The organism is Pseudobacter sp. (assembly GCF_051955275.1).
Classification (GTDB): Bacteria; Bacteroidota; Bacteroidia; order Chitinophagales; family Chitinophagaceae; genus Pseudobacter.
Genome location: NZ_JBQCGW010000176.1, coordinates 1 through 9,220, shown reverse-complemented (window position 1 = coordinate 9,220; position 9,220 = coordinate 1). Strand labels below are relative to the sequence as shown.

The 9,220-nt window shown below is 47.6% G+C and carries 11 protein-coding genes; 4 read left to right on the top strand and 7 right to left on the bottom strand.

Going from position 1 to position 9,220, the window contains the following annotated elements; genetic code table 11:
• The 3 genes from ACTHMC_RS15090 to ACTHMC_RS15080 all read left to right on the top strand — a co-directional run.
• A partial coding sequence (locus tag ACTHMC_RS15090; protein ID WP_440414231.1) for a DUF4296 domain-containing protein occupies positions 1-392 on the top strand: 392 nt, incomplete at its 5' end.
• A 59-nt stretch (positions 393-451) separates the two neighbouring features.
• On the top strand, positions 452-1,144 hold the full coding sequence (locus ACTHMC_RS15085; protein WP_440414230.1) for a CoA transferase subunit A: 693 nt from the start codon (positions 452-454) through the stop codon (positions 1,142-1,144).
• 33 nt (positions 1,145-1,177) lie between these two features.
• Complete coding sequence (locus ACTHMC_RS15080) at positions 1,178-1,840, top strand: 3-oxoacid CoA-transferase subunit B (protein ID WP_440414229.1); 663 nt, start codon at positions 1,178-1,180, stop codon at positions 1,838-1,840.
• 81 nt (positions 1,841-1,921) lie between these two features.
• Here ACTHMC_RS15080 and ACTHMC_RS15075 read toward each other — a convergent pair whose 3' ends face one another.
• The 5 genes from ACTHMC_RS15075 to ACTHMC_RS15055 form a co-directional block, all read right to left on the bottom strand.
• A complete protein-coding gene (locus tag ACTHMC_RS15075) occupies positions 1,922-2,587 on the bottom strand; it encodes a hypothetical protein (protein ID WP_440414228.1) in 666 nt (221 codons plus the stop codon).
• A gap of 44 nt (positions 2,588-2,631) precedes the next feature.
• Complete coding sequence (locus tag ACTHMC_RS15070) at positions 2,632-3,288, bottom strand: response regulator transcription factor (RefSeq protein WP_127126780.1); 657 nt, start codon at positions 3,286-3,288, stop codon at positions 2,632-2,634.
• A gap of 56 nt (positions 3,289-3,344) precedes the next feature.
• Positions 3,345-4,184 (bottom strand): sensor histidine kinase, encoded by an 840-nt coding sequence (locus ACTHMC_RS15065; RefSeq protein WP_440414227.1) that lies wholly within the window; start codon positions 4,182-4,184, stop codon positions 3,345-3,347.
• A gap of 22 nt (positions 4,185-4,206) precedes the next feature.
• Complete coding sequence (locus tag ACTHMC_RS15060) at positions 4,207-4,881, bottom strand: hypothetical protein (RefSeq protein WP_440414226.1); 675 nt, start codon at positions 4,879-4,881, stop codon at positions 4,207-4,209.
• A 100-nt stretch (positions 4,882-4,981) separates the two neighbouring features.
• Positions 4,982-5,389, bottom strand: a complete 408-nt coding sequence (locus ACTHMC_RS15055; RefSeq protein ID WP_440414225.1) for a hypothetical protein — start codon at positions 5,387-5,389, stop codon at positions 4,982-4,984.
• Between the two features lie 958 nt (positions 5,390-6,347).
• Between ACTHMC_RS15055 and ACTHMC_RS15050 the strand changes: the two genes are divergently transcribed.
• Positions 6,348-7,007 carry a response regulator gene (locus ACTHMC_RS15050; protein WP_440414223.1) on the top strand — a complete coding sequence of 220 codons (660 nt, stop codon included), beginning with the start codon at positions 6,348-6,350 and terminating at the stop codon, positions 7,005-7,007.
• A 267-nt stretch (positions 7,008-7,274) separates the two neighbouring features.
• On the opposite strand, the gene ACTHMC_RS15045 is transcribed toward ACTHMC_RS15050, so the two are convergent.
• Together ACTHMC_RS15045 and ACTHMC_RS15040 are read right to left on the bottom strand one after the other, a co-directional pair.
• Positions 7,275-7,934 (bottom strand): response regulator, encoded by a 660-nt coding sequence (locus tag ACTHMC_RS15045; protein WP_440414221.1) that lies wholly within the window; start codon positions 7,932-7,934, stop codon positions 7,275-7,277.
• A 3-nt stretch (positions 7,935-7,937) separates the two neighbouring features.
• The gene (locus tag ACTHMC_RS15040; protein ID WP_440414219.1) at positions 7,938-8,720 is read right to left on the bottom strand and encodes a sensor histidine kinase; all 783 of its coding nucleotides are present in this window, start codon (positions 8,718-8,720) and stop codon (positions 7,938-7,940) included.
• Between the last annotated feature and the right edge of the window lie 500 nt (positions 8,721-9,220).

The window sequence follows — 9,220 nt, the reverse complement described above, 5'->3', positions numbered from 1 at the left end:
AAACGGAAACCCTGAAGCTGTACGATCAGGTGTTTCAGGTGCATAAGATCACCCGCGAGGAATTCGTCAAAAGTTATAAATTCTATTTATCAAGGCCGGACATCAGTAAGGTGATGTTCGATTCCATAGCCTCCCGCGCCAACCGCAAGCGGGAGGAGCAATACAATAAACCGCCTGAAACACCGGTGCCTTCTGATTCCGCTGCTATGACCGCCAGGAAGCTTGATTCATTGCGAAGATGGAAAGTGGATTCTATTGCAAAGATCAGAATGGATTCCATTACCAGGAAAAGACCGGACTCCCTGGGGAAGAAGAAAATGGACTCGGTCAGGCGCAGGCTCGACTCACTGGCCAAACGCAGGTCTCCCGTGCAGTTGAAAAGAACGCCCTGAGTTTGCGGTCCATCCATCCCTTTATACTTAATTTTACCGTCTAAATTTGCTTGTCAGTTATGAACAAAGTTGTTGCAAATGCCGATGAGGCAGTAAAAGATATTCGGGACGGAGCCACCATCATGTTGGGTGGCTTTGGTCTTTGTGGTATCCCCGAGAACAGTATTGCAGCGCTGGTCCGCAGTGGTGCAAAGGAGCTCACCTGCATTTCCAATAATGCCGGTGTGGATGATTTTGGACTGGGCCTGATGCTGAAGACGCGCCAGATCAAAAAAATGATGAGTTCCTATGTAGGCGAGAATGCAGAGTTTGAGCGCCAGTTGCTGAATGGTGAACTGGAAGTGGACCTTATTCCGCAGGGCACCCTGGCTACGCGCATACAGATGGCCGGTATGGGCATCCCCGCCTTCTTCACACCTGCAGGTTATGGCACGGAAGTGGCCGCCGGCAAGGAAGTACGTGAATTCAACGGCAAGATGTACCTGATGGAGCATGCGCTTCATGCTTCTTTCTCCATTGTGAAAGCCTGGAAAGGCGATACCATGGGCAACCTGGTCTTCCGCAAAACCACCCGCAATTTTTCCACCTCCATGGCCAAGGCCGGCGATATCACCATCGCGGAAGTGGAGCACCTGGTGCAACCCGGCGAAATAGATCCCGATGATGTGCATGTGGCGGGCATCTATGTGCATCGCATCTTCCAGGGCAAGGACTATGAGAAACGGATCGAAAGAAGGACCGTTAAACTCTGATCGTCTCTATTTTTTTCACATTCAATTGCTTTTATGGCTTTAGATAAATTCGGAATTGCAAAGCGTATTGCGCAGGAACTGCGTGATGGCATGTATGTAAATCTTGGCATCGGCATTCCAACGCTGGTGAGCAACTATATTCCTGAAGGCATGAGCATCATGCTCCAGTCTGAAAACGGCTTGCTGGGAATGGGACCATATCCTACGGATGAAGAAGTGGATGCGGACCTCATCAATGCAGGCAAGGAAACGGTGACCACCATGCCGGGAAGCGCCATCTTCGACAGTGCGGAAAGCTTCGGCATGATCCGTGCGGGTAAGGTGGATCTCACAGTGCTGGGCGCCATGGAGGTGTCCGAAAACGGGGATATCGCCAACTGGAAGATCCCCGGCAAAATGGTAAAAGGAATGGGAGGCGCCATGGACCTGGTGGCCAGCGCCAAGAATATCATTGTTGCGATGATGCATACCAATCCCAAAGGCGAATCCAAAGTACTGCCATCCTGCTCACTGCCACTCACCGGTGTGAACTGTGTGAAGCGCATCGTATCCGACCTGGCTGTTCTTGATATATTGCCCAACGGGGAAGGCTTTAAGCTCATCGAGCGTGCTCCGGGCGTGTCAGTGGAGGAAATAAAATCAAAAACTGCGGGTAAGCTCCTGATTGAAGGTGATATCCCTGAAATGAAAATATAATACAATTACTCACGCGGTGCCCGATCGCCCGCGTCCCGGCGAGTGATCTGTATTTCTTCGCCTCCGGCGAACAGCAGCGTACTAATATTTAAAATCATTGAACCCTGTAGTCTTTACTGCAGGGTTTTTCATTTTAGTACCGGCTGCAACAATGAAGAAGAGGCTGCGGACGGTTACCACCAATGCCTGCATGATGGCCATTTCGCCGGGTTTGGCTGAAGGGATCACGGCGAGGAGCAGCTGCATGCAGCTGAAAGCGATAGCGCCTATAATGATCCAGAACAGGGGTTGCTGGAAGATGAAAACCTGTTCTGTTTTCAGCAGTTGGAGGATGCCATAGATGGCGGCGGCAAGAAGGATCAGGTTCTGTAATACCTGCACGGTGCTGGCGGAAGCATTGGCTCCCATAAGAGCATATACCGTAATGATCACGGAAAGGAAGGCGATGGAAAAGATATAGAAGAGGTCGCGCATCCATCTCTGTTTGGAGTTGGGCCTGAGCAGGAAGAGCAGGAGAATGAATTCGCCGAGACTGAATGCGGCATGGGTGAAGGCATAACCGGGTTGGGTAACCGGAAGCAGTCCGGTCAGCAGCCCGTGCATGAAACTGAGCAGGGAAAATACCATCAGGAAGTTCAGTACGTCTGATTGCCAGGCGCGCCTGAACAGGATGATCAGCGCAGGCGCCAGCGATGCCAGCATAGCGATGATATTGAGGATGTCCTGTATAGTTCCGGTTTTTACCATATTGGCTACATCGTGTGTAACCGGGAATTCATAGAGTAATAAATCTAATCGATCAGGTTGTTTTTAACGGCGAAAAATACGAGACCGGCAGTGTTCTTGGAGCCGAAACGCTCCATCAGCCTGTCTTTTATGGCTTCCACGGTGCGGGGGCTCACTTCCAGCTTCTGCGCTATTTCATGCGCCGTGAATTCCATGCAGATGTATTTGATCACGTCACGCTCACGATCGCTCAGGGTGATCTCACTGTTCAGGGTGGGCACCACTTTCTGGCGTGCATGTGATTTTTTCAGCAGGATCCTGTTCACGAAATTATTGAGGTAATAGCCTTTGCTCATCACCTCCATAATGGCTTTCTTGATCTCGGCAGGATCAGCACTTTTCAACAGATAACCGTTGGCGCCGATCTCCATCATATGACTCACAAATCTTTCATCTTCGTACATGGTCAGGGCAATCACGTGGATCTGCGGATATTGCCGGGCGATGATCTTGGTGGTTTCAATTCCGTCTTTCAATGGCATTCTCAGGTCCATCAGTATTACATCCGGCTGCTCGGTCAATCCGGGAAGGTTATCCAGCAGCTCCTGTCCATTCTCCGCCTCCAGCACAAATTTGATATTGGTGTAGGGACGAAGAGAGAGAATCACTCCTTTTCGAAAGATCTTGTGGTCGTCAGCGATAGCAACTTTAATGGGTCCCATGTTTTTTATGATATTGGCAGTCTAAATTTACAGAATGTATGAACATGAACCACTGATCATTCTGCTACAACTTCTTCTTCAACTCTTGGTATTTCAATGGTTACCTTATAATAAGTTTGCGACATATCTTTTTCAAAATAAATCCTTCCGTGCAGGAGCTTGAGGCGGCTCTGGATATTTTTTAATCCGAGGCCCTGGTTGCTCTTGTTAAGTTTCTCGAAATCACTCTGTGTGATGCCTTTACCGTCGTGGTGCATCCTGATATACAGCTTGGTGCCGCCCAGGTTCTGTGTAACATGGATGAAGCTGGCATTACTGTGTTTGAGGATATTATTCACCAGTTCCTGGATCACGCGGAAGATAATGAGCTCCTGATCGGGATGGAGCCTGTCCCTGTAATCATGGAAACGGCAGCTGGCGTTCATACTTCCTGAGCCGCTTATCTTCTGGATCAGGTCGTTAACGGCAGATTCCAGGCCGAAGTTCTTCAGGGTAGGGGGCATGAGGCTATGGGAGATATTCCTGATCAGCTGGATGGTATCGTCGATGATCTGTTTTGCGTTGTAAATGCTCTGGAGCTGGGTGGTTTTATCCTGGTTGACCAGGTTTTCGTTGAGGTAGAGGCGTGCGGTAGCCAGGAGAGGGCCCGCATCATCGTGCAGATCGGCGGCAATACGCTGGCGTTCTTCTTCCTGCAGGCGGATAGAGGCGTTGAGCAACATTTTTTGTTGCTCCTGTTCCAGGCGTTGTAACTGCATCTGGTACCGGATCACTTTCCGCTGATGAAATATGATGAAGACGATCAGCCCGATAGTTAATGCCAGCATACCTACAGTACCAAAGAACAGTACCAGGGAAACGGGACTATCAGTGCTGCTTATCTGGAGGAAGAGCATCCTTTGAACAGGTGATTGGGTTTTATAATGGGTTTAGTGGTGGCGGATCAAAGAGTTGATCCGGGTACTGTTTTTCCTGGGATTGGAGAGTATTATTCACCTTTTTGGGCATAAATACGGCAATTCCCAAAAGGATATTCTTTATTACAGTAAATATATGATTAATGATTGACCATTTACGCCATTCATCATCACTAAGATTATCAGAATACGCAAAATAGAAGAAAGTTCCGGTGGAATAGATGAGAATGCTCACAATCACCCAGAATGCGTAAGATGAATAAATGAAAACGGATTTCGGCTGACTGATCTCCTTGAAAAAGTAGAACATGCAGAAGATGATAAGCAGGATATTCTCCACTGTAATGGCCGAAGAATCAATGGAAGATTCCTGTGTTCTCACAAATTCAAAGAAGGTGTAAGCCAGAAAGAAGGGTGATACGATCAGGATCAGTTTGCGGAGCAGTCCTTTCGGAAGGTTGAGGTAAATAAAGGCAGCAAAAAGAATGTATTCGATGACAGTGAAAAGGCTGAGAAGGATGAGGATCAGATAATCGTTCCCATCGTTCCTTTCAGCATAGAGCCTTGTGATGGTACTGTCATTTATAAAGGTATAGCTACAATAAAATAAAATTACCCTTATGTCTGTTCTTCTGTTCCTCTTAAAGAAAAAGAAGAAGAGCAATAAGGGTAACAAGTGAGAATAAATAGTAATATGTTTGTCTAGAGCCTCTATATTTGAACAGCATTTGGGGTCAAATATATAAAAGGACTCATGAAGTTCAAATAAATTCTATTTAATCGATAGTCCAGTTCCAACCATCAGCATCCGGTGTAGTAGGCGCCGGGCTTGGTTTGGTAGTAGGCCTGCGCTCGATGCGGTCAGCTACGATACCTTTTTCAAAAGACAGTTGTCCTTCTTTGGTTACAGTGGAATACTCGAGGATGGCTTTGCCATCAGCGTCTAAACCAACATAAACCAATGTTTTTTCGCCCATTTCGTTATAGGCATTGTAGAACTGAATACCAACGCAACCGGGTTGAGCGAGGATGGTTTCAATAATGTTACGTCCGATTACATAGCAATAAGCATCCTGAGGATTGGCCACCTGGTAGTCATTCACCATTTGAGCGCCGAGCTCATAGCCGATCTCTTCACCAATAGCCTGAATATCGCGTTTAGTGATGAGTTCGTTTTGAATCATAGTAGTAAGTTTAAGAGGTTTAGAATAGTAGTTCCGAAGAGTAAAAAAACCTCCAAAAAAAAAGGTGGGCAACAGGGGAATGGCTCCGTAAAATGGTTTAAATTGCCTGCGATTCAGGCCCATCGTGGGTTTACGAGGAAAAAGTGAGTAGACTTACGATGTAAAAATGAGTATAAACTCTGCGAGAAGACCGTATTTTTACTATGGTAAAATTCGCATTTTTGGTGTGGAAAACTTACGATGCCCCGAAGGAGTTATGCACAAATAGTGCCTGATTGTGGAAAAGTAGCCACAAAATTTTAGCGGATCTTAAAAACGGGGCGGAGGATTCAGTGGATATGAGTAGTGCTGTTGGAGCCCTTGCCTGTAAAAAATGCTGTTCAGTACAGGAATGACCATTAGCCGGTGCTGAAAGAAAAAGTGGAATATAAAAGAGGGAACTGGTCTTATTGCAGGATATTGGAAAAGAGAAAAGGAAGTTGACTGATATTGGATTTTGACTGGTTTTACATGGATGATTGGAAATTAGTTTTTGGACGGTAAACTCGGACATTGGATGATTGAAGAGGTTGCCTATCCGTGTACCAATCAACTTCACAACAAATATATTTTAATGACAGTCAGGGTACAAGAGCAATACTGCTTGATTTTGACTGTTCAGTAAATACCTTTAAGTTCGTAAATATTCCAGTGCCGGGCGCTGGTAAAATCACGATCCGGCTGCATCGGTGACGAACACCATTGTTCAGAAGGCCTGTCTGCAGAGGATATGGCTATGAAGGAAAAGCAGAATGCAGGAAACAGCCCAGGGCTGTTGGCAATGGCAAGGCAAATTGAGAGTATCCGACACGGTATGATTCACGTGTTTTTCACGGGTTTTTTAACCCGTTAACAATGAGGATCAACCGTTATCGTTTATACGTTACTAACCCAACCAATAAAGTCAAACCTGCCCCGTATGAGCGCTGAACTGGTAATCAAGGTATCAATAGCCGACGATCACAAGATCTTCCGCGACGGCATTAAGATGGCTCTTAAAGGCAAAGAGTATCTGCAGATCCTCTGGGAAGCCGAGGATGGAAAAGACCTGATGCACAAAATGAAGCTCAAAAAGCCGGATGTGCTTCTGATGGATATACGTATGCCTGAAGTGGACGGTGTAAATGCCATCGGGATCCTCCGCAAAGAATACAGCGAAGTAAGGATCGTAGTGCTCACCATGTATGATGATCAGGAAATGATCACCAAAATGATGGAAATGGGCGCCAATGCATACCTCACCAAAACTTCAGATCCCGAAGAGATCTACCAGGCTATCCTGGCCTGCATGAATGAAGACTTCTACTTCAACGACCTCGTGAATAAAGCCGTTCTTTCCAAACTTCAAACCAAGAAACAGGTAAGACAATTCTACCCCAACCCAATCAAGTTCTCGGAAAAAGAAGTGCGCATCCTTCGCCTCCTGGCAGAAGACAAAACTACCGAGGAAATTTCCAAAGAGGTTTTTCTCAGTCCCCGTACCGTGGAAACCATCCGCCAGAACATGAAATCGAAAGTGGGCGCTAAAACCATTGCCGGTCTCATCATGTATGGCATGCGTAATAAACTCATCGATTAAAAAATACGGGGCCTGCCCGCTACCTTCTGCCGCTGATAAGCAGGGAGGAGTGCTTGCCGTTCCCGGAGAAACCAACTGAACTGACCGGTTATACCCGGGTAAGGTCATGCCTGTTACATCCGTAACGAACAGGATGCAACAGTAATTTCCTGTGCCTGACCATTTCCTGAACAGACAGTAAGTTCCCGTTCCCGCCGGGCAGGCGCCCGCTGGCTCCATAGGCTGGATTGTATCTAAGTGGGCAACTTACAATATTGCCTCCCTGTGTCAGATATGCACTATGCCGCTCCTGATGGCATACATGGCCAGGCCCACCCTGTTCTTCACTCCCAGGCGGATGAAAAGATTGTCGCGGATCGTATCCAGCGAACGCATGGGAATGCACATGATGGCGGCGATGGCTTTGTAGGTGGATTCCGTAGTGATCAGTTTCAGGAATTCTATCTCCTGGTCTGTAAGAGTTCTCTTGCCCAGCAGTTCATCCCGCAATGGACTGCGATAGGTGGTGGTGATCCTGCCAGCCGTATTGTTGGAATGATAATACCCTTCACGCATAATGGTCTGCATGGCCAGCCTGAGCTCTGACGGATCTGCGTCCTTTTTGATGAACCCCCTGGCGCCGGCATTGAGCAGGCGGATGAGAAAGGAATCAGTATCATACATGCTTACGATCAGGATCCTTGATGAAGGATAGTACTGGTGCATATACCTGGCAGTGGCGTAGCCATCCACTTCCGGCATGTTCTGGTCCAGGAGCATCAGGTCCGGCACCCTGCCGGCCTGCAGCTGTTCCATTACCTGGCCGCCATTACCGGACTCAAACAATACGGAAAATCCGCCGAAAGAATTGATAAGCAGGGTAAGCCCCTGGCGCATCACATGGTGATCATCCGCTATGCCTACTGTAAAGGTTGATGGTTGTTGCATGTATTACTGGTTGATAGGTATTGAAATAGCGATGGTGGTTCCCCTGGTGGCGCTGCTGATCACAGTGCATTGTCCTGCCAGCATTTCCGCACGTTTCCGGAGATTGATCAGACCGCAACCCGGTGCCTGCGTTTCCAGTACCGGTCTCATGCCTATTCCGTCATCACTAACGTTAAGCAATAAGCGATTATTTGCAAACCGGAGATGAATCTCCACTATCCTGGCCCTCGCATGCTTGAGGATATTGTTGATGGATTCCTGGATCATCCTTAAGACAACCAGTTCTTTTTTCGTATCGAAGTTCACGGTTTCGCCTTCGACGCGCAATACGATCTGCAGTTGGTTGAGCTGGTTGATACGCTGCACTTCCTGCCTGAGTGCATTCACCAGTCCCTGGTCTTCCAGGAGATCGCCATTCATGCTCCGGCAGAGATGCCGCAGCTGGTCCATTACCCGGCCCAGCAGATGCACGGAGCCGCTGATGCGCTGCGCTTCATCCGGGTTATTACGAGGGCGCAGGGAATGCAGGAACAGTTTGATGCTGGTGAGGGACAATCCGATATTATCATGGATCTCCCGGGCTATCAGGCTGAACACATTTTCCTGTGCGCGCACTTCCGCATACAGAAGCTGTCTTCTGAATCCGCTGACATACTGAAGCCCTTTCTGATGAAAACCAAAATGCTGTTTTCTGAATTGCAGGATCACCGCAATGATCAGCAACAGGATGAAGACGAGCACGCTGATGGCGCCCGTAATGAAAAACGTGATGATTAGCTGGTTCATAATACTGGTTTGTTGTGAAGCAGTTGCTCCGGCTCAGGAAGGGGAGTTTACAACAAACAGGACCGACTGCAATGATAAGCAGTGCCGGCGAATGGTTATTTTGATAAGAAAGGAGTAACATCCGGTAAGAAAAGTGCATGGGCCGGGGACGACCCATGACACTTATCAGGGGGAGCTTCAACAGGAAGGAACCAGCTCCCCTGATGGGTAGTACACGGATAAAGACGGACCGGGCCAGGGAGGAATCACTGGTCTGGATCCAGGGCATGTTATCGGCAAAGAAGATATGATGGCTTTGTTGCGTACAGGCTGATACAATAACATAAGGTTTGGTTTATAACATGATACGATTTGGTAACGTGAAAGCGTATACGAAGATTGACTATTCAAAAGTAGCAGGAAGAATAAACCAGGCAAGGGGAAAAAAAACGCGGGTTGCCGTTTTTTTTCCCCTTGCAGTCCGAAAAAAAATATGTAACAGGCTTAAGCCGGGAGATTGA

What these genes read in the sequence shown, in the direction of transcription:
- ACTHMC_RS15085 (WP_440414230.1), top strand. Translation starts at nt 452, where the DNA reads ATGAACAAAGTTGTTGCAAATGCCGATGAGGCAGTAAAAGATATTCGG.
- ACTHMC_RS15080 (WP_440414229.1), top strand. Translation starts at nt 1,178, where the DNA reads ATGGCTTTAGATAAATTCGGAATTGCAAAGCGTATTGCGCAGGAACTG.
- ACTHMC_RS15075 (WP_440414228.1), bottom strand. Translation starts at nt 2,587, where the DNA reads ATGGTAAAAACCGGAACTATACAGGACATCCTCAATATCATCGCTATG.
- ACTHMC_RS15070 (WP_127126780.1), bottom strand. Translation starts at nt 3,288, where the DNA reads ATGGGACCCATTAAAGTTGCTATCGCTGACGACCACAAGATCTTTCGA.
- ACTHMC_RS15065 (WP_440414227.1), bottom strand. Translation starts at nt 4,184, where the DNA reads ATGCTCTTCCTCCAGATAAGCAGCACTGATAGTCCCGTTTCCCTGGTA.
- ACTHMC_RS15055 (WP_440414225.1), bottom strand. Translation starts at nt 5,389, where the DNA reads ATGATTCAAAACGAACTCATCACTAAACGCGATATTCAGGCTATTGGT.
- ACTHMC_RS15050 (WP_440414223.1), top strand. Translation starts at nt 6,348, where the DNA reads ATGAGCGCTGAACTGGTAATCAAGGTATCAATAGCCGACGATCACAAG.
- ACTHMC_RS15045 (WP_440414221.1), bottom strand. Translation starts at nt 7,934, where the DNA reads ATGCAACAACCATCAACCTTTACAGTAGGCATAGCGGATGATCACCAT.
- ACTHMC_RS15040 (WP_440414219.1), bottom strand. Translation starts at nt 8,720, where the DNA reads ATGAACCAGCTAATCATCACGTTTTTCATTACGGGCGCCATCAGCGTG.